This is a genomic window from Ancylobacter radicis (assembly GCF_018449475.1).
GTDB lineage: Bacteria > Pseudomonadota > Alphaproteobacteria > Rhizobiales > Xanthobacteraceae > Ancylobacter > Ancylobacter radicis.
Map to the genome: position 1 here is coordinate 21,373 of NZ_JAHCQH010000016.1, position 20,380 is coordinate 41,752.

Sequence of the window (20,380 nt, forward strand, 5' to 3'; positions counted from 1 at the left end):
CTTGGTGCGATCTTCTTGAATGCGATCGTTTGGGGGCGATCTGGTTGCTTACGGCGTCGTCATGCGCCGCTTAGAGGACGGCCAGCATCCCGCCATCGACGTAGATGAGCTGGCCGTTGACGTAGTTGGAGGCGGGCGAGGCGAGGAAGACGGCGGCGCCCACCAGTTCGTCGGGCTGGCCCCAGCGGCGTGCCGGGACGCGGCCCTTGACCCAGCCGTCAAAGGCCGGGTCGTTCATCAGCGCCTCGTTCATGTCGGTCGCCATGTAGCCGGGACCGATGGCGTTGGCCTGAATGCCGTGCTGCGCCCATTCCGCGACCATGGAATGGGTCAGCGTCTTGATGCCGCCCTTCGCCGCCGTGTAGGGGGCGACGGTGGCGCGCGCCGCCTGGCTCATCAGCGAGGCGATGTTGATGATCTTACCGCCGCGACCGCGCGCGATCATGCGGCGGGCCGCCTGCTGGCTGACCAGGAAGGCGCTGGTGAGATCGACCTCGATCACCCGGCGCCAGTCGGCCGGGTCGAGATCCACCATCGGCTTGCGGAACTGGATGCCGGCATTGTTGACGAGGATGTCGATCTCGATGCCCTCGGCGTCGAGCGCGATGAAGGCGTCGGCCACGGCGGCATCATTGGTCACGTCGAAGGGCAGCGCATGGGCGGAAAGCCCCTCGCCTTCCAGCGTGCGGCATGCCGCTTCCGTGGTGTCGGGCTTGGTGCCGTTGAGCACGACGCGGGCGCCCGCCTGGGCGAGGCCACGGGCGATGCCGAGGCCGAGGCCGCGGGCCGAGCCGGTGATGAGGGCGGTGCGCCCGTCGAGCGAAAAGAGCTGGGTGGACATGAGCGGGTCTTTCTCAGAGCGCGCTGCGGCGGCGGGTGATGTCGGGGCGCGTGAAGACTTCAGGGCGCAGTTCGAGGCCGAGGCCGGCGCCTTCCATCGGGTAGGCGAAGCCGTTCTCGATGCGCGGCAGGTTGGTCACCAGCTCGGTGTACCAGCCGCGATAGAAGGCGCGGACGGACTCCTGGATCAGCGTGTTGGGCTGGCTGAACGAGCAATGGATCGCCGCGGCGAAGGCCACGGGGCCGGTGCAGTCATGCGGGGCGAAGGGGCGGTGATAGGTGTCGGCCTGGGCGGCGATCTTGCGGCCTTCGGTCAGGCCGCCGGTCCAGCACAGATCGACCATCACCACACCGACCGCGTCGACATTCAGGAAATCCTGATAGGCAAAGCGCGAGCCGAGCGTCTCGCTGGCGCAGACCCACACATCGGTGGAGCGGGCATATTCGGCCAGCGCCTGCGGCGAATTCATGCGGATCGGGTCTTCGTACCAGGTGGGGGCATAGGGCTCGAGCGCGCGGGCGATCTTCTTGGCGGTGGGCAAGTTCCACAGCGAGTGGAACTCGACCATGATCTCCATCTTGTCGCCGACCGCCTTGCGGATCTTCTCGAAGGGCTGGATCGCCGTCTTCATCTGCTCGGCGGTAATGTAGTTGCCGCCGGTCTCGATGCCGGCCGGGTCGAAGGGCCAGATCTTCATGGCGGTGATGCCGTCGTCGAGCAGGCTCTCGGCCAGCTCGTCGGCCCGGTTCATGAAGGCGTCGAGATCCTCATAGGGGCCCTCGCTCGCGCCGAGGCCCCAGGTGGAGACCGGCTTGATGCTCGTGGAACGTACATATTTGTAGCCGGCGCAGGTGTTGTAGAGGCGCAACTTGTCATGGGCGAGCCCGCCCAGCATCTGATGGACCGGCTGGTTGCAGACCTTGCCGAAAATATCCCACAGCGCGAAGTCGATGGCGGAGGCGGCACGGTACTCGACGCCGGTCGAGGCCTGCGCCAGCGGCAGGTTCACCATTTCACGGTTGAGCGCCTCGATGCGCAGCGGGTCGCGGCCAAGAAGCCGGCCGGCCAAGGTGTCATGAATGTGCGCCTCGACCGCGCCGGCGCCATAGAAGGTCTCGCCAAGGCCGATCACGCCCTCGTCGGTGTGAACATGCACCCAGAGCAGATTGGCGAATTCGGCGACGCGTATGGTCTCGATGGCTGTGATTTTCATGAGATCTTGCAAGAGGCTCTGAGGGCGCAAAAAGCCGTCGCCCGCCCGCGAGGGCGAAGCTGGCCGATGGATCGGAGATGAAGTGCATGGGCCGGCCGAAGCTGCACGTGGCAGCCCGCGGGGCGCAGGCGATCAGCGGCGCGAGATGCGCAGCGCGCCTATGTCAGGGCGATCCGGGCATGGCGTTCCTCCAGGATTTCATCGTTTTTGTTGGGGTCGAGCTCTCGATCGGCTCGTTGTTGGGCATCTGCGACGCTGGCTGTCTGGGCCGGCGTGCGAAAGGCTTCAGGATCCGCGCTCAGCAATTGGCGCATGTCGTGTTCCGCGTCATCCAGAAGCTCGATTATGGCGTCGCCGGCGTCGGACGGACGCCGCTGCTCGATGGCTTCACAGACCCGGCGATGCAGCGGCAGCGAGTGCACGCGACCACCGGGAACGGCGGAGACCCGCTCGAAACAGATGCGAAGCACCGTCGACATCACGCTTTGCAACTGAGTCACAAAGGGATTGGCGCAGGCGCGGATGATGGTGCTGTGAAATTCGAGGTCGGCGGCGACATAGTCGCCCTGGCCGTCGACGGCGGCGGCCATCGCCTCATAGGCCGCGCGCAGCGCCTTCAGTTCGGCCGGCTGCGCGCGCTGGGCGGCCAGGCGGGCGGCGGCGGGCTCGATGATGCGGCGCAGTTCCATGATGTCGGAGCCGAGGGCAAGATCGACCCCATTGGCATCGGCGCGCCAGATCATCACCTCCGGGTCGAGCAGGCTCCAGCGGCTTTGCTCCAGCACCACCGTGCCGGTGCGACGGCGCGCCTCCAACATCCCCTTTGACGCCAGGCCCTTGATCGCCTCTCGCAGCACGATACGGCTGACGCCCAGTTGAGCGCACAGCAGGGGTTCAGCCGGAATCACCTGGCCCGGGCGATAGCGGCCCGAACAGATGTCCTTCCCCAGTCGCTCAAGGGTGTCGTGATAGAGGGTCATGCATTCATCATACGTATGATGAATGGCCCGTCAATGCCTGCCGCCGCTCCGACCCATCAACATACATGGCCCCCCGAGACCTATTTCGCTCTCCTGGCGAGGGGGACGAGTTTGTGGACCATCAGGTGCTACGACGTCAGGGCGTGGACCATCGGGTTTACCAGCGCAGGCGTAGGCTCCCACTGGCGCCGACAACCGAATAGCCGTCGCCGAATTGTGCATCAAAGCCCGCCGACACGGTGAGATTTGAGCCACTCGTCACCGTCATGCCGGCATGAAGATCCAGCGCGTTCTCCATGACGGGGATGGCGGTGCCGGAGAAGCTTAACTCCGGCAATTCGGCGAAGCTGCGCGACACATCGCGGTCCGGGCTGAAATCGTGCATCCAGGCGGCGCGCAGGAAGGGCGCGTACCGACGCCCGTCCGCTCCCTGCCAGACCGTGTCGAGCTGCACGCCCAGATAGGCCGGCAGGGCGGTGATGCTGGTGGAGTCGTAGGTAAGGCCGGCCCCAAGACTGCCGAAGCTCTCGGTCGCCGAGTCCAGCCAGAGCTGCATCGGCTCGAAGGCGGCGAACGGGGTCAGCGTCACCCCGCCCGGCAGTTCCAAGCTGTAGCCGATCTCGATGCGTCCGCCCGCGACGGTGCCGCCGAGCTCGACATCGGTGGAGAGGCCAAGGCCGAGATCGTAGAGGTTCCGGTCGAAGTCGGACTGGCCATAGCCGACGGTGGCGATGGCAGAGAGATAGCCGGCGCCGGCACGGTAGAGCGCATAGGCACTGATGCTGCCGTAATTAGTGGAGGCGCTCGCGCCATACTCATCCGCCGAGAGGCTGCTGGCGGAGAAGCTCCCGGCAAAGCCGGCCACGATCGGCTGGTCAGGCAATTCCCCATCGGCGCCGATGGTCACGCCGATCAGCGAACCGGAGAGCCCGCCGCCCGTGGTCGCGCTGCCGATCGGCGCGAGCCAGAGATAGGACGCGGTCGGCGTGCTGGCAGAGGTCGCCGCGTTGACCGACGAGTCGCGCAGGGACACGGTGGGGAAGGACGCCTGGCGGAAAGACTCCTGGCGGAAGGTCTGGTCGAAGCGCCAGCGGTCCATCTGGTCGGTGATGCTCGCCATCGAGGCCGAGGCGGCATTGATGAAGCTCTGCGGCACCAGCGAAACCGCGCCGCCGCCGACCGTCTGGTAGGCCGTTTCCAGGTCGTCCACCGAGGCGATGCCGAGCAGCACCGGCACGATGGTCTCGAACAGGGGGGACGAACCGGCGGTCTGGATATCTCCGATAACAGCGCCGATGGTCTGGGCGGCCGGCGAGAGGCCGGGCGGGGTGAAGTCCAGGGTCGTCTGGAGGTTCAGCACGGAGCTCGAACCGAGCAGCGCGAAGTCCAGGATCGCAGTATTGCCCAGCGCCACCAGATTGGTGGTGGACAGGCCGCCGGCGGCGGAAAGGAACGGCGTGGTGTAGGTGCCCGGCATGGCGCGTCCGGGCCGGTAGATGACGCCGAGCACGCCACCTGAGAGGCTGGCGGTGCCGCTCACGCCATATTGGTCGGAAGCGAGCGACTGCTGGTCCATCCGCACCACGAGAACGCCGGTCGAGGTCTGCACGAAGCTGCCATTGATGGCGACCGTGCCGAGATTGGAGGAGCCGCTGCGCAGCAGGCCCTCATTGCGCAGCACGCTGCTGCCGCCGCCGAGATCGAGCGAGGAACCGGCGCGCAGGGTGCCCGAGGCGAGGTTCACGAGCGAGTTGGTGAAGCCGGAATCGAGCGAGATGTTTCCGAACAGGTCGCCGCCATTGGAGACATCGGTGAAGCCGCCGCTGGCGCGGATGGCCATGCCCTCGGCGCCGTCGACGGTGGAGAGCCGGCCGTCATTGTTGATGTAGTTCTCGGAGCCGACGCTGGTGATCGCCGTGCCGCCCGCGCCGCCGATGACCGCGGCGCCCGAGGCGATGTTGATGATCGGGTCGCCATAGTTCTGGGCATTGATGCCGTTCGACCCTGCGCCGGTGGCGACGATCGAGCCGCTGCCGACGACACTCACGGTCACCTTGCCCGAATTGGCGGGCGTGCCGTTCACCAGTTCGGCGGTCGTGCCGTTCATGACGAGGCCGCCGCCATTGCTGACGGACTGGGCGATGACGCCATCCGCGCCGGCACCAGTGGTGGTGATCGACCCGGACACCGTCACGGTGACGGAAGCGCCCGTGCCGTCGCCACCGCTGGCGGTCCAGCTCGTGGCCGCGTCGCTCAGCACCACGCCGCCGCCGCCGCCGATCGACTGGGCGATGACGCCGGCCGCATTGGTGCCGCTGGTGGCGATGTTGCCGTTGATGGTGAGCGACACCGCCGCGCCATCGGCTTCTGTGCTGTTGGCGGCGAAGCTGACTTGACCGGGAGCGCCGACGACCACGCCGCCACCGCCGCCGATCGACTGCGCGAGGATGCCAACGGCACCGACGCCGGTGGTGGAGATCAGCGTGTTCACGTCGGTGGTGACGGTGACGGTGTTGCCGGCGCCGCCGCCCGTGCCGCCGAGCGTTGCCGTGCTCGCCGGGACGGTGGAGAGGCCGCCGCCGCCGCCGATGGACTGTGCCAGCATTCCGATGGCGAAGTCGCCGGTGGTTGAGAGCGTGTACTGCGCCCAGGTGGACGAGACGATGCCGGCGTCACCGCCCGCGCTGCCGCCGAGCGTCACGCTCGCCTCGCTGGCGCTGCCGAAGCCCGGGGCTGCCGCGATGCCACCGCCACCGCCGATCGACTGGGCGATCATGCCGACCGCCCGCGCGCCCGTCGTCTGGATCGGGGCATAGGAGACGAGCGAGACCGCGCCACCTCCGCCGCTACTGGTGCCGAGCGTACCGAGCTGGACGGTGCTGCCGGAATCGAAGGATGGGCTCCCGCCTCCGGCGACAAGACCGGACAGGCCGCCGCCCCCGCCTATGGACTGGCCGACCATGCCATAGGATTCGACGCCGCTCGTGGCGAGGTTCCAGTAATTGGTCACCGTGACGGCCTCGCCGGCGCCGGTGACGCCATTCGAACCGCCGAGCGACAGGGTGGCGGAGGACGTGGCAAGGTTCGCGTCGAGCGTCACCGTGCCGACGGCGAGACCGCCGCCGCCACCGATGGATTGGGCCAGCACCGCGGGCGCGAGGGCGCCGCTCGTCACGATGCCCACCTGCGTGGTGAAGGTGATCGTGCCACCATCACCGCCCGCGCCGCCCGTTCCGCCAAGCGCCACGCCGGCGGCATAGCCGCTCGCCCCGTCGCTGGTGTCGGCCGATGCCGTGACGCTGCTCAAGGAGGCTGCGCCGCCGCCGCCGCCGATCGACTGGCCGAGAATGCCGGCCGCGCCCAGCCCGCTGGTGGTGATCGATCCGGAAATCGTCCACAGCGACAGGTCGCCGCCATCCCCGCCGGCGCCGCCGCTGGCGCCGAGCGCGAAACTCGTCCCGCTGCTGCTCGCGCCGGCCGTGCTCGACGTCGAGATGCCGCCAACGCCGCCGCCGCCGCCGATGGACTGCAACAGCATTGCATGGGCGCCGCCGCCGCTGGTGGTGATGGGGGCGCTGTTGTACTGGCTCATCGAGATGGCGCCGCCGTCATTGCCGGTGCCGCCGCTGCTGCCCAGCGTCACGGCCCCCGCCACGGTGCCGCCCGAGGCGCTGGAATGGCTGGCGCCGCCCGCGCCGCCACCACCGCCGACCGACTGGCCGAGCACGCCGATGGCGCCGTAGCCGCTGGTCTGGACCTCGGCGTTCACATTCACATTGACGCTGCCGCCGATCTGGCCCGTGCCGGCCGAGCCGCCGAGGCCGAGCGCGATGTTGGCGTCGCCGCCGCTGGCGGAGGTGCTGTTGCTGGCGCCGCCGACGCCGCCACCGCCGCCGACGGACTGTGCGAGAATGCCGTGGGCGAGCACGCCATAGGTGATCGTGCTGGCGTTCTGCGTTGCCGACACGGTACCGCCACTGCCGCCACTGGCCCCCGAACCGCCCAAAGCAAGGCTCAGCGCATAAGTGCCGCTATTGGCGTTGGTGGTGCTGGCGCCGCCCGCGCCGCCGCCGCCGCCCACCGATTGGACAAACAGGCCGACCGATTGCGCGCCGAGCGTCAGGATCGGGGCATAAGTGGTGACCGTCACATTGCCGCCCGCGCCACCGCCGCCGCCCGACCCGCCAAGTCCCATGGCCAGGGCAACGCCGTTCGAGTTCGAGGTCGAGGTGCCGCTGCTCGAGGCCGAGGAGGTCGCGCCGGAGCCGTCGCTGGTGCTGCCGCCGGTCGCCGCGGCGATCAACGCGCCGCCATTGCCGCCGCCGCCGCCGACCGATTGGGCGAAGACGCCGTAGGAGGTTGCACCGGCCGTGGCGATGCCCATGAGATTGGCCTCATCGACCGCCGCATTGACGGTGACGCTGATCGTTCCGCCATCGCCGCCGCCCGCCCCCAAACCGCCAAGGCCGAGCGCCAGCGCCATGGTCCCGCCCGTGGAGTCCGTCGTCGAGGAGGAGCCGCCATTGCCGCCGCCGCCACCCACCGACTGGGCGAAGACGGCGGTGGAATTGTTGCCTGCGGTCTGCAGCGTGCCGGCCGTGGTGACCGTGACATTGCCGCCGTCGCCGCCCGAGCTTCCCATTCCGCCCAGCGCCAGCGAGACGCTGTGCTCGTTGGCGGAGGCGTTGGAGGTGCTGGAGCCGCCATTGCCGCCACCGCCGCCGACCGACTGGGCGAACAGTGCGGGGGAGTTGTCCGGCGCCACCAGCGGCGCCGCCGCGTTGGCGAGCGGGATGCCGGTGATGATCGCGGCATAATTGGTCACGCTGACGGCGCCGCCGCTTCCCCCGGTCCCCGCCGCGCCGCCGAGGCTCATGGCCAGCGCATTGCCGCCGGTCGTCGTGTCATTGCTGCCATTGGTGCCGGCCTGGCTGGCACCCTTGCCGCTGCTGCTCCCGGCGCTCGAGGTGGTTTGCGTGCCGCTGACCGATCCGCCAACCGAGCCGGTGGAGGCGTTCACCGTCGAGCCGCTGGAAGACTGGGTACCCGGAGAGCTCGACGAGACGACACTGGAGCCGCCATTGCCGCCGCCGCCGCCCACCGACTGCGCGAAAAGACCGGCCGAGCTGGCGCCGAGCGTGTTGATGTAGCTGAGGTTCGTCGTGCTGCCGCTGGTGACCGTCACGCTGTTGCCCGTGGCACCGTCGCCGCCGAGTCCGCCGAGGGCAAAGCTCACCGCCGCCTGGCCGCCGGTGGTGGTGCTGGAGGCCGAGCCGCCATTGCCGCCGCCGCCGCCGACCGATTGGGCGAAGAGGCCGGCGGCCTGTTGGCCGAGCGTCTGGATGTTACCGCTGGCGTTGATGGAGAGAATGCCGCCGCTGCCGCCGGTCCCTGCCGCCCCGCCGAGGCTGACCGAGGCCGCGTAGGAGCTGCCATCCGCGTTGCTGGAGGAGGTGCCGCCATTGCCGCCGCCGCCGCCAATCGACTGCGCAAACAGGCCTGTAGCGAGGTCGCCGGCGGTGACGATGTCGGAAATCGTGGTCACGGTGACCGTGCTGCCGCTGCCGCCCTGGCCGGCGGTGCCGCCAATCGCCAGCGAGGCGGCGATGCCGTTGGTGGGCTTGTCGGAGGCGGCGCTGTTCGGGTCCGAGCTGGACGATGAGAAGGACGATGAGGCCGATGAGACGTTGCTGGCGACATTCGCGGCGCCCGCACCGGCCACCGAGGTGACGCCGCCCTGAAGCTCGCTGCCCTCGCCCGCCGCTGTGTTGGTGGTGGCGCTGCCGCCATTGCCGCCGCCGCCGCCGATCGACTGGGCGAGGATGCCGGCGGAGTTGGCCCCATAGGTCTGCAGCGTGCCGCCGGTGGTGACCGTCACGGTGCCGCCATCCCCGCCGCCCGCGCCCCAGCCGCCGATGGCGACGCCGGCGCCGTACTGGTTGCTGGAGGCGGTCGCGAGGGAAGACCCGCCATTGCCGCCGCCGCCGCCGATGGACTGGGCGAGCACGCCGGCGGAGAGCTCGCCATAGGTGAGGATGCCGCCCGTGCTCAGCCCGACATTGCTGTTGACCGTGACGGCGGCGGCATTGCCGGCCGATGCGCCGCCGCCGCCAATGGCGACGGAGGCCGCGACCGTGCTGGCGATGGCGTTGGCATCGGCCGCGCCGCCATTGCCGCCATTGCCGCCAATGCTCTGGGCGATGATGCCCGGCGCGAGATCGCTGGCCGTCGTGGCATTGCCGGTCTGGACCGAGCCGATCTGCGTCACCAAAACGGTCGAGCCCGCGCCGCCCGGCCCGCCGCTGCCGCCGATAGCGACCGAGGCGGCCGCGCCGTCGCTGGTGAGCGAGCTGCCGGAGAGGCTGAAGGCCCGGCTTGATCCGCCATTGCCGCCCGACCCGCCGATCGACTGGGCGAGAATGCCGGTGGAGAGATAGCCGAGCGTCGTGACATTGGCGGCGGTGACCGTGACCGCCCCGGCGCTCGCGGCGGTGCCGCCCTGGCCGGCGGTCGAACTGCCGCCGCCGACGGAGACGTCGGCTTCCTCGCCGCCGCCGCTCGAGGCCCCGCCGGCGAGGGCGAAGCCGCCATTGCCGCCCGTGCCGCCGATCGACTGGGCGAGAATGCCGATGGATTGGTCCTGCTGCGTGGTGATGCTGTCGGCAGCATTCACCGTGACGGCGCTGGCCGTGGCGCCCGCGCCGCCCGTGCCGCCAATGGTCACGGCGGAGGCGAGGATCACCGATCCGGCTGCCCCGGCGCTGAAGCCGCCATGGCCGCCCGATCCGCCGATCGACTGGGCTATAATGCCGGCGGAGAGCAGGCCGTTGGTGGTGATCGGCGCGCCGCTATACTGGGTGATGGACACGCTGCCGGCGGTGCCGCCGCTGCCGCCGGCCCCGCCCAGCGCGACCGCCGCCGCGGCGCCGCTGCCGAGAGAGCCGGCCACGTTCCAGCCGCCCGCGCCACCCGCGCCGCCGATGGACTGGCCCATGATGCCCACCGATTGCGCGCCGCTGGTGACGATGGCGCCGCCGGCCTGCGTCACCGTCACGGTGCCGGCCGAGCCGCCGCTGCCGCCCCCGCCGCCAATGGTGGCGTTGGCGGCGACGCCGCTCTCCAGCCCGCCGCCCACGGCAAAGCCGCCGGTGCCGCCCGCGCCGCCCAGCGACTGGGCGATGAGGCCACTGGAGAAGGGCCCCACCAGGTTCACGCTGGCGTTGTTCGCGACCGTGACGGCCGCGCCAGCCCCGGCCAGCCCGCCGCTGCCGCCGACCGCGAGATTGGCATCGAAGGCGCCGGAGACGGAGCCCGCCACCGCGAATCCGCCCGAACCGCCGCCGCCGCCGATGGACTGGGCGAGGATGCCCGGTGCGTTGCCGTAGATGGACGCGCCGCTCGCGACCGTCTGCGTGGTCGTGACGGTGGAATAGGTCGTCACCGGCACCTGCGTAACGACGGTGACCGGCTGCTCCTCGAACCAGCACACCGGGTACGGGTCGCAGACTTCCACCGTCTGGAACTCGATGACGGTTTCGGTCACATAGGTTGTGGTTGCGACCTGCGTGGAGGTGGTCTCCGTCACCGTGCTCGGGGCGATGAGGTCGCTGTAATTGGTGACCTGCACCGTATTGGCAAAGGCCCCGCCGCCGCCGTCACCGCCGACGGTGAGGCTGGCGGCGCCCTCAAGGCCGGCATCGCCGGTGGTGGCAAAGCCGCCATTGCCGCCGCCGCCGCCGATGGACTGGGCGAGGATGATCGCCGACCCGCCGCCCGCCGCGCTCAGCGTGCCGTTGGCGCTCTCGACGAAGACGGTGTTGGCGTAATTGCCGCTGCCGCCGAGGCCGCCAATGCTGGCGCCGAGCGCCGGGCCGAGCGAGAGATCGAGCGATGTCGTGTAGCCGCCATTGCCGCCGCCGCCGCCGATCGACTGGACGACGATCGCGCTGGACTGGTAGCCGGTCGTGGTGATGTTGGCGCTGCCGGCGGCGCCGGAGTCGGTCTTGTTGTAGGCATAGGCCCAGCCGCCGGTGCCGCCGGTGCCGCCCGTCCCGCCGAGAGTGAGATTGACGGCCGCCGCTTCCCCCGCCGCCGCCGAGATGGCCGCGCCGCCATTGCCGCCGCCGCCGCCGATCGACTGGGCGATGAGGCCCGGCGAGCGGTCGCCCGTGGTGGCGATGTCGCTGCCCTGGTTGATCGCCGCCGCGTTGACACCCCAGCCGCCCGACCCGCCGGAGCCGCCGACGGAAAGCGCGATCGAGGCGCCCTGCGCAATGCTGCCGGCGATGCTGGCGCCCGCATTGCCGCCGCCGCCGCCGATGGACTGCGCCATGACGCCCGGCGAATCCGAGCCGAGGGTGTCGATATTGACGCCACCAGACCCGGCGAAGACATTGCCGGCGTCGCCGCCCGAGCCGCCGGAACCGCCCACCGACAGCGAGAAGGCGGCGACCTCACTGCCGGAGAGCGACACCGCGTAGCCGCCATGGCCGCCACCGCCGCCGAGCGATTGGGCGATGACGCCGGGGGAGCCGATTCCATTGGTGGTGATGGAGCCGGTGCCGAACGCACTCAGCATGTTCGCGCCGCTGGCCAGGCAGGCCGCGCCATAATTCGCGCCGGCGTCGCCGCTGGTGCAGTTCACCGTCACCACGGCGGCGTTGCCGCCATCGCCGCCTGAGCCGCCATGGGAGATGGAGGCGCCCTCCGCCGCGCTCAACGAGAGCGACAGCGCGCCGCCGCCCGTGCCGCCGCCGCCGCCGAGCGACTGGGCGAGGATGCCGGGTGAGTTGAGTTCCTGCGTGGAGACGCCGCCGGTATTGGTGACGAAGACATTGCCGCCCGCGCCGCCATTGCCGCCCGCGCCGCCCATGGCAAAGGAGGTGCCGACGATGGAGGTGGCGACGCCGAAGCCGCCATTGCCGCCGCCGCCGCCGACCGACTGCGCGAAAATGCCGATGGCCCCGCCGGCGCTGTCCGATGGGGCGGTGGTGCTGGCGCAGGAATTGCCGGTGCAGATGGTGCCGGTATTGCTGACCGTTACGGTGTCGGCGTCGCCGCCGCCCCCGCCATCGCCGCCGCTGTCCGTGCCGCCGATGATGATGCCGGTGAGGCCGCTGCTATAGGCCAGTCCGCCCGTGCCACCGGCGCCGCCGACCGACTGCGCGGCAATGCCCATCGCCGAGCCATTGGTGAGCGTGATGGCGCCGCTGTTGGTGATGGTGACCGTGCTGCCGCTGCCGGCCGGACCGCCATTGGCGCCCAGGCCACTCAGGCCGGTGGAGACGCCGGCATCGCCGCCGCCGCCGCCCACCGATTGGGCCTCGATGCCCCGGCCGCCCAGCCAGTTCGATGTCAGGGCGCCCGAATTGTCGACCGAGACGGTGCTGGAATCCGCTCCGTAGCCGCCGCCGCCGCCACTGCCGCCGCCGCCGAAGATCCAGTAGCCGCCGCCGCCGCTGCCGCCGCCCGCGCCGGTGCCGCCGACGCTCTGGGCATAGATGGCAATGGAGTTCTCGGCGGTGATCGAGGCCGAGTTGGAGACATAGACCGTGCCGCCCACGCCGCCGGCGCCGCCGGCGCCGCCATTGCCGCTGCCGTCGCCATTGCCACCCGCGCCGCCATTGCCGCCAATGCTGAGGACCGCGAGGCCCGCCGCGCCGGTGGATGTGGTGATGATGGCCACAGAGTTGGTGAGGGAGACCGCGCCACCCTCGCCACCCTCGCCGCCGGAGCCGCCATAGCCGCCCGAGGATACGGACGAGCCCCCTTCGCCACCCTCGCCGCCCTTGCTGTAGACGACGATGGCGGTGCCGCTGAAGGTGTTGCCCGATCCGCCCGTCGTGGTGACCGTCACGCTTCCGCCATCGCTGCCGGTGGCCCCGACGCCGCCATTGATCGCGCCGCCATCAAGACACAGCACCGCATTGTTGCTGTCGCCGCCATGACCGCCATTGCCGCCCGTGCTTCCGGCGACGAGGAAGGTGCCGTCATAGGTGGAGCCGGCGCTCAGGCTGTTCGTGTAGGTGGCGTTGATGTCAGGCCCGACATCGCCGCTATGCCCGCCGCCCACATTGGCTTCGTAGCCGTTACTGTCGGGGCAGGAATAGCCCGAACTGCCGCTCGAACCCGTCTGCACGTCGGAATGATCGTAGTTCGGCCCGATGGTCGCATTGCTGGTCTGGGCGAGCGAGGGGGTTGTGAGGGCGCAGAGCGCCACCAAACCCAGCAACAACGTCAGGCCATGACGGCGATTGCCGATGATGGCCCGATAAGGCTGAATTTTACGCAGCACGCTCATACGCCCCCGGCCTATCGTCGTATCAGGGGCAGCTTTCCCGCGTGGCCTCCCCTTGCGTAAAAGTCCCGAGCCCTGTGGTAAAGGCAATGTCAGTTTTTGGAATCGTTGACCTACCGTGATGTTTCCCTTGCAGCACGACCCCGCGCCCGCTTCGCCGCTTCCCGAGCCGCCGCTTGCTCTGCCGCCTCTTTCCGAACCGATCATCCGCATCTTCGGAAACGATGCTGTCGCCAGGCTGATGGCGAAGCCGGGTTTTGACGCGGCGGTGAAGGCGGCCGCCCGCAGCGCCATTCGCAACTACGACAGCAGCTGGATTCGCAATCGGCTGATGAATGATCGCGGCCGCTTCCTGGCCGCGCTGCTGATCCTCGATCTGCACTTCGGCGAGAGCGGCGGTGCGGGCGTCACCGGCGCGCGCCTGCGGCGCGAGGTGGTGGAACTTGGTGTCTGCAGCCCCGGCCGGGCCACGGCCTTTCTTGCCGCTCTGCGCTTTGCCGGGTTTCTGGCGTTACATCCCGATTCCAGCCTGCGTGAGCGGCGTCTGGTGCCGACGCCGCGCTTCCTCCAGTTGCACCGCGAGCGGTGGGATCGAATGTTCGAGGCCATCGCGCACCTCGCTCCGGCGGCTGCCGCGCAGGCCCGGGACCTGCCGGATCAGGCCGTCTTCGGTCCGGGCACCCATGCGCTCGCGGACGTATTTCGCCGGGGCGTGCGGGTCTTCGATGCGGCGCCGGAGCTGCGTTTCTTCGCGGAACGGGATGCCGGGCTGGTCAGCCTGGTCACATTGATCGCGGCGGACGGGACGGTCTCGATCAGCCAGCTGGCGCGGCAGTTCGCTGTGTCGCGTGCCCATATCGCCCAGTTGATGCGCGAGGCGGAAAGGCGGGGCCTCGCGCAGCCGGCGGCGGCTGGCAACGGCTATCAGGCCGGGCCTGCCCTGTGGCCCGCGATCGCGCGCTTCTATGCGCTGATCTTCCTTATCTTTCAGGCCGCCGCCGCCGTGGCGCAGGCCGAGCCGGCTTAGCCGGCGCAGAGGCATCGTGATCGGCTTTGTTCAGGGTCCGCAGCGTCGATGCCCGTCGGCTATTGGCTTGGGTCAGGCAAGTCGAGGTTGAGGAATGTCCTGCCGTACTATTGTACCGTAATACGATTGGCGGTTGTGCTTGTCTCGCCAGATGGGCGGGGGGGATGTTTAAAACTTTCGGGCGGGGCATCGCGGCGGGGATTTTGTCCCCTTTTGAGGTATAGTGTGTGCGGTAAGCGTTCACAGGCCCGAGAGTGATGCCCGCAATATTAATAATTGACGACAGTAGCACCAATCGACGCATCTACTCGGAGCTCGCGCGCCAGCTTGAGGCCGATGTTTACGTACAAACATTCGAGAACGGCAAAAAGGCGCTGGAGTGGTTATCGGAAAACACCGCTGATCTGATCGTTACCGACTACAAAATGCCTAAAATGAATGGCGCTGAGCTGGTGCGCGCGATGCGGATGCTGCCGCGTCACCGCGATGTGCCGATCATCGTCGTGACCGCGTATGACGACCGAAGCTTCCGGGTCGAATCTCTGGAGGCCGGTGCCACGGACTTCCTGCTCAGCCCGGTGGACCATGTGGAATTCCTGGCGCGATCGCGCAACCTTCTGAAGCTGCGCCGCCAGCACCTGCTGCTTGCCGACCGGGCGGAGCAGCTGGAGATCAACCTCAACGCCAAGGAGGTGCTGCTGCGGGAAAGCCGCGAGGCGCTGGCGCAGGTGATCGATACCGTCCCCGCCTTCATCAGCGTGGCGGATATCGACGGTCGTTGCATTCTGGTCAATGCCCAGCAGGCGGCCCGCATCGGCAAGCGGCCGACCGACGTGGTCGGGCAGCCGATCGAGGCGCTGCTGGGAGAGGAGCGCGGCCATATCAGCCGCAGCCTCGACCAGATGGTGCTCCGCACAGGTCGGGCGATCGCACCGCGCGAAGAGGATGTGACCTCGCCAACGGGCGATCACACGATCTACCTGACCAGCAAGGCCCCGCTGCATGACGGGGCGGGCCACATCACCAGCGTTCTGACGACCTCGATCGACATTACCGAGCGGCGTGAGGCCGAGCGGCGGCTGGAATATCTCGCCAGCCACGATTCCCTGACCGGGTTGCCGAACCGCCTCATGCTGCGCGATCATTTGCGCCGGGAACTCGCGCGCGGCCGACGCGGCAACCAGAATTTCGCGCTGCACTTCATCGACCTCGATCGCTTCAAGGCGATCAACGATGCCCATGGCCACCATCGCGGTGACCGTTTGCTGCAGGCCGTGGCCGAAAGCCTCACCCGTCTGGTCGGTCCGGGTCTCACGGTGGCGCGACTCGGCGGTGATGAGTTCGCGGTGCTCCAGCCCGATATTGACGGGCCGGAGGACGCCGAGCGACTGGCCCTCGCTATCTTGCGCATGCTGACGAACGAGGATGAAAACCTCTCCTCGCCACGTATCGGGGCGAGCATCGGCATCACCATTGCTCCGCTCGATGGCGCCGATCCCGATGAATTGCTGCGTAACTCCGATCAGGCGATGTATCTGGCGAAATCGCTGGGTGGCAACGCCGTGCGCTTCTTCGCCGCCGACATGGCGCCGCGTGCCAGCCAGAGGGCGCAGATGGAAGGCGAGATGCGGGACGCGCTGAAGCGCCGCGAATTCGTTCTCTATTATCAGCCTCTGATCGATCTGAACGGCGACCGTGTCCTCGGCGCGGAGGCATTGCTGCGCTGGATGCATCCGCAACGCGGAGTGCTGCCGCCGGGCGCCTTTCTCAGCCTGGCGGAAGAAAGCGGTCTCATCGTGCCGATCAACGAATGGGTATTGAGGGAGGCCTGCCGGCAGGGCACGCAATGGCACGCGGCCGGCTTTGGGCCGCTGCGCATCGCCGTCAACCTCTCGCCGGTCCAGTTCCGGCGCCAGCAGGTCGGCGACCTGGTGCGTCAGGTGCTCGACGAGAGTGGCTTTCCGCCGGATCTGCTCGATCTCGAACTGACCGAGGGCATCCTCATCGACCATGACGAGACGGTTGCCGAACAGATGCAGCTCTTGCGCTCGCTCGGGGTCAGCCTGTCGGTGGACGATTTCGGCACCGGATATTCCTCTCTGAACTACATTCGCAATTTTCCGCTGCACCGTCTCAAGATCGACCGCTCCTTCGTGAAGGATCTGGCCAATGACCTGCGGGCGCTGGCCATCGTGCGCACCATCATCGATCTCGGCCATATTCTGAACCTGAAGGTGCTGGCCGAGGGCGTGGAGGAGAAAGCGCAGTTGGAGACCCTGCGGGCGGAAGGCTGCGACGAGGTGCAGGGCTATTATTTCAGCCGACCTGTTCCGGCGGAGGCCTTCGCCCTCTGGCTGTCACAGCGGGACGGCAGGCGCGCTGTCGCCAGCGCCAGCTAGGCCGTGTTGGACATGCCGGAGCATACCGCCTTCCTGGCTCGGCTAGGGGTCCCCTTGCGCTGGATGGCCGGGCGACTGCGAAACCGGCCCGACAGCGAGCACGAGATGAGCTTCAATCGGCTCGTCTTCGCCTTCATCATCGTCGTCGTCCTCGCGCTGAACAGCAGCGCCGGCAATGTGGATGATGCGCTGCGGGTCATGGCGCTCTACATCCCGCTGGCGCTCGGGGTCCTCGCCCATATCCTCGTCCGCCCGGCCGCGTCGCGCGGACGGCGCATTTTCGCGCTGCTGCTCGATTGCGGATTCCTGTCCTGGCAATTGCATCTGGGCGGCGAGATCGCCGCGCTGTTCTTCCCGATCTATCTCTGGGTGATCTTCGGCAACGGCTTTCGGTTCGGCCTTGCCTCGCTGTTCACAGCCATACCGGTCGCGACGCTGAGCTTCGCCGTGGTGGTGTGGACCACCCCGTTCTGGCGCGACCAGTGGCACCTCTCGCTTGGCCTGCTGGTCGGGCTGATCATCCTGCCCGCCTATGCCGGAACGCTGATCCGCAAGCTCTCGGCGGCGACCAAGGTGGCGGAGGAGGCGAGCCAGGCCAAGAGCCTGTTCCTCGCCAGCGTCAGCCATGAGCTGCGCACGCCGCTCACCGCGATCGTCGGCATGACCGGGCTGCTCCGCAACACGCCGTTGACGACGGACCAGCGCGACATGGTCGAGACCGTGGATGTCGCCAGTCGATCCCTGCGCACGCTGATCGACGGGCTGCTCGATCTGTCGCGCATCGAGGCCGGCCGCATGCCGGTGCCGCATGAGCCGTTCGACCTCGTCGCGCTGCTGCTGGACGTGCGCCGGCTGGTCGAGGGCCAGGCGCGCGACCGCGGGCTGAGCGTCAGCCTTCATGTGACGCCGCGCACGCCGCTTCGCCTCGTCGGTAGCCGGCAGCATGTCCACGAGGCGCTGGTCAACCTTGTCGGTAATGCGGTGAAGTTCACCCCGCAGGGCGGCGTGACCATCGCCGTCGACGCGGAGCCGGCCGAGGATGGGCGGCTGACGCTCGCCGTCGAGGTGAGCGATACCGGCATCGGCATCGCGCAGGCCGATCAGGAGCGCATCTTCGAGGATTTCACCCAGGCGGATGCAAGCATTCTCAATCGCTTCGGCGGTACGGGGCTGGGGCTCGCGATCACCCGCCGGCTGGTCGCGCTGATGGGCGGTGCCATCACGGTGGAGAGCGAGCCGGGCGTCGGCAGCACGTTTCGCTTCCATGTGCCGGTCGAGGCCGCGGCAGCGGGCGAGGTGCATGGCGCGGAAGAGGCGGATGTCGTTCTGGTGTGCCGCGACACCGCCCCGCTCGCGCCGCTGCTCGCCGCGCTGGCCCAACTGGGCGTCCAGCCTGCCATCGCCGATCCGCGGATGGGGCCGGCTCGCATGTTCTCCCCGCAGGCCGCCGGCGCGATCCGGCTCCTGTTCGAGCCGGATACGCGGAACCTCGCCTTGCCCGCGCCCTCCGCTGGCGCTCCGCCGCCGGTGCTGATCAGCCCCGCCGCCGAGCCGGGGCTGCCGCCTATGGAGATGCGCCGCCGCGTCGCGAGTGTGCTGGGCGCGCGGGCGCCGGTGGACGAGGTGCGGCGTGCGCTGACGCTGGCGCGCCGGCTCGGCACCGCATCGTCCCATGAGGCCTCGATCGCCACCCCGCTCGCCCCGCGCCGGGCGTGCCGGCTTCTCCTCGCGGACGACAACCGGGTCAACCAGCGCGTGTTCCTGAGGATTCTCGAAGGCGCGGGCCACACGGTGCGCGTCGTCGAGAACGGTGAGCAGGCGCTCGATCTGCTGTCGAAGGGAGCCGATGCCTTCGACCTCGTGCTGATGGATTTCAACATGCCCGAGATGGACGGGCTGGAAGCCAGCAAGCTCTACCGCATGATGTCCACGGGCCATGACGGGCTGCCCATTGTGGGCCTCACCGCCGACGCCACGGCGCTCGGTGACAGCCGATGGCGCGAGGCCGGCATGGATGATTGCCTGATCAAACCGGTGGAGCCGGCGATCCTGCTGGCGACCATCGACCGGCTAATGCGCGGCGGCGAAGCTGCGCCGCCTGTCGGACCGCGCGCGGCAGCATCCCGCCCGCATCTGGTCGCCCGTCTTCCGGCGCTCGACGAGGAGGCGGTGGAGAGCCTGCGCCGTCTTGGCGGACCGCAATTCGCAGCGGAACTGATGGAGGACTATCTCGACGATGCGCAGACCATCCTCGCGCGGATCGTCGCGACGGCGCGGCGCGGCGATCTGGTCGGCTTTCGCAACGAGGCGCATGCGCTGCAAAGCAGCTCCGCCAATGTCGGGGCACTGGCCCTCAGCGCGCTCTGCCAGCCCTGGCGCGACCTGCGCGCGGAGGAACTGCGCGCCCGCGCCGACGATGTCGACCATTGGGCGCAGCAGGAGCTGGCGCGCACCCGCGCGGCCATGGCGGCCTGTTGCGTGCGCCTGCGGGGCTTGGAGTGAAAAGTCCCTGGCGGCCCCAGAGCCGCCAGGGACGAGTTGTTGTCACTCGGCCGCCGTCAGCATCGGCATAGGCGCTTCCAGCCCCGCGAGCCGCTTGTTCTGGGCCGCGCAGAGCCGGTCCATCTTCCGCAGATCGGCTTCCGTGAGGTTCAGCGCCGCTTCGGCCCAGATGTCGACGACGTTGATCAGTTCCTCCAGCGTCACCGGGTTCACGCGGCGGCGCGCCCGGTACACCGCCAGATGCGCGTTATGCTTGCGGCTGTGGCGGGTGATGTAGTCCATGGCGGCCTGCTGCCCCTGACCATCCTCCGCCAGCACGTCGACCACCCCCATCGCATGGAGTTCCTCGGCCGTGTGCACCCGACCGGAAAGGATCAGCGCCTCCGCCTTGGCCCGGTCCATGCGCCGCGACAGGAAGCTGTAGGCGCCCATGCCGGGGAACATGTTGAACAGGATTTCCGGCAGACCCATCTTGGCGCTGCGCTCGGCGACGATGAGATCGAAGGAGAGCGCGTGCTCGAAGCCGCCCCCCAGCGCGTCGCCCTGCACGAGCGCCATCGTCACCACCGGGGAATCGAAGGCAACCGCATTGCGGTGGATCGCGGTGACGGCGACATGCCCGTAATGGCGCATGGCGGCGAGATCGCGGGTTCGGATGCGCTCGGCAAAATGGCCGAGATCGCCGCCGAGATTATAGATTCCCGGCACGTCGGAGGCCATGACGAACCAGGAGAAAGGGGCGGCCGCGGGGTCGGGCAGCTCGGCGAAGCCGCGGGTGATCGCTCCCTGCAGGCGGCTGATGTCGTGCATCAGTTCATGCGTATAGGACGGCTTTCCGAGCGGCCTCATGAAGGACCAGCAAATAGAATTCAGCGTATCAATGTCGAGGCGCAGGTTGGCATAGCCGCCATCATGTATCGTCTGAACCGCTTTTTCTTGTCCAAGACGGGCGGTCTGGGCGGCGATGTGGGTCGTAGAGGCGTCGTTCTTCAAGGCAATCAAGGACATGCTCTCGCTCCATGGCGGTGAGGAAGGGGAACCCTGCCCGGCGCGGCGCGGCGCGCGTGCAGTTCACCTTCCATTAGGCGTGGAGAGCGGCTTCAGAGCCAGAGCTTATTCAG

The 20,380-nt window shown here is 68.8% G+C and carries 8 protein-coding genes; 3 read left to right on the plus strand and 5 right to left on the minus strand.

The window, feature by feature from the left end; all coding sequences use genetic code 11:
• Positions 1-70: 70 nt before the first annotated feature.
• The 4 genes from KIP89_RS11175 to KIP89_RS19990 all read right to left on the minus strand — a co-directional run bounded on the left by KIP89_RS11175 (position 71) and on the right by KIP89_RS19990 (position 13,328).
• Positions 71-841, minus strand: coding sequence for an SDR family oxidoreductase (locus KIP89_RS11175; RefSeq protein WP_213755524.1), 771 nt, complete (start codon positions 839-841; stop codon positions 71-73).
• Between the two features lie 13 nt (positions 842-854).
• Complete coding sequence (locus KIP89_RS11180) at positions 855-2,054, minus strand: mandelate racemase/muconate lactonizing enzyme family protein (RefSeq protein WP_213755525.1); 1,200 nt, start codon at positions 2,052-2,054, stop codon at positions 855-857.
• Between the two features lie 158 nt (positions 2,055-2,212).
• On the minus strand, positions 2,213-3,034 hold the full coding sequence (locus tag KIP89_RS11185) for a FadR/GntR family transcriptional regulator (protein ID WP_213755526.1): 822 nt from the start codon (positions 3,032-3,034) through the stop codon (positions 2,213-2,215).
• Positions 3,035-3,191: 157 nt separating this feature from the next.
• Positions 3,192-13,328, minus strand: coding sequence for an autotransporter outer membrane beta-barrel domain-containing protein (locus tag KIP89_RS19990; protein ID WP_213755654.1), 10,137 nt, complete (start codon positions 13,326-13,328; stop codon positions 3,192-3,194).
• Between the two features lie 133 nt (positions 13,329-13,461).
• On the opposite strand from KIP89_RS19990, the gene KIP89_RS11195 reads away from it, so the two are divergent.
• The 3 genes from KIP89_RS11195 to KIP89_RS11205 all read left to right on the plus strand — a co-directional run bounded on the left by KIP89_RS11195 (position 13,462) and on the right by KIP89_RS11205 (position 19,259).
• Complete coding sequence (locus KIP89_RS11195) at positions 13,462-14,358, plus strand: hypothetical protein (protein WP_250152413.1); 897 nt, start codon at positions 13,462-13,464, stop codon at positions 14,356-14,358.
• A gap of 257 nt (positions 14,359-14,615) precedes the next feature.
• The gene (locus KIP89_RS11200; protein WP_213755527.1) at positions 14,616-16,757 is read left to right on the plus strand and encodes a two-component system response regulator; all 2,142 of its coding nucleotides are present in this window, start codon (positions 14,616-14,618) and stop codon (positions 16,755-16,757) included.
• A gap of 105 nt (positions 16,758-16,862) precedes the next feature.
• Complete coding sequence (locus KIP89_RS11205) at positions 16,863-19,259, plus strand: hybrid sensor histidine kinase/response regulator (protein ID WP_213755528.1); 2,397 nt, start codon at positions 16,863-16,865, stop codon at positions 19,257-19,259.
• A 42-nt stretch (positions 19,260-19,301) separates the two neighbouring features.
• On the opposite strand, the gene KIP89_RS11210 is transcribed toward KIP89_RS11205, so the two are convergent.
• The gene (locus tag KIP89_RS11210; RefSeq protein WP_369807128.1) at positions 19,302-20,225 is read right to left on the minus strand and encodes a crotonase/enoyl-CoA hydratase family protein; all 924 of its coding nucleotides are present in this window, start codon (positions 20,223-20,225) and stop codon (positions 19,302-19,304) included.
• Positions 20,226-20,380 lie beyond the last annotated feature (155 nt).

Excerpts from the sequence above, each read along its gene's own strand:
- KIP89_RS11175 (WP_213755524.1), bottom strand. The coding sequence starts at position 841 with ATGTCCACCCAGCTCTTTTCGCTCGACGGGCGCACCGCCCTCATCACC.
- KIP89_RS11180 (WP_213755525.1), bottom strand. The coding sequence starts at position 2,054 with ATGAAAATCACAGCCATCGAGACCATACGCGTCGCCGAATTCGCCAAT.
- KIP89_RS11185 (WP_213755526.1), bottom strand. The coding sequence starts at position 3,034 with ATGACCCTCTATCACGACACCCTTGAGCGACTGGGGAAGGACATCTGT.
- KIP89_RS11200 (WP_213755527.1), top strand. The coding sequence starts at position 14,616 with ATGCCCGCAATATTAATAATTGACGACAGTAGCACCAATCGACGCATC.
- KIP89_RS11205 (WP_213755528.1), top strand. The coding sequence starts at position 16,863 with ATGAGCTTCAATCGGCTCGTCTTCGCCTTCATCATCGTCGTCGTCCTC.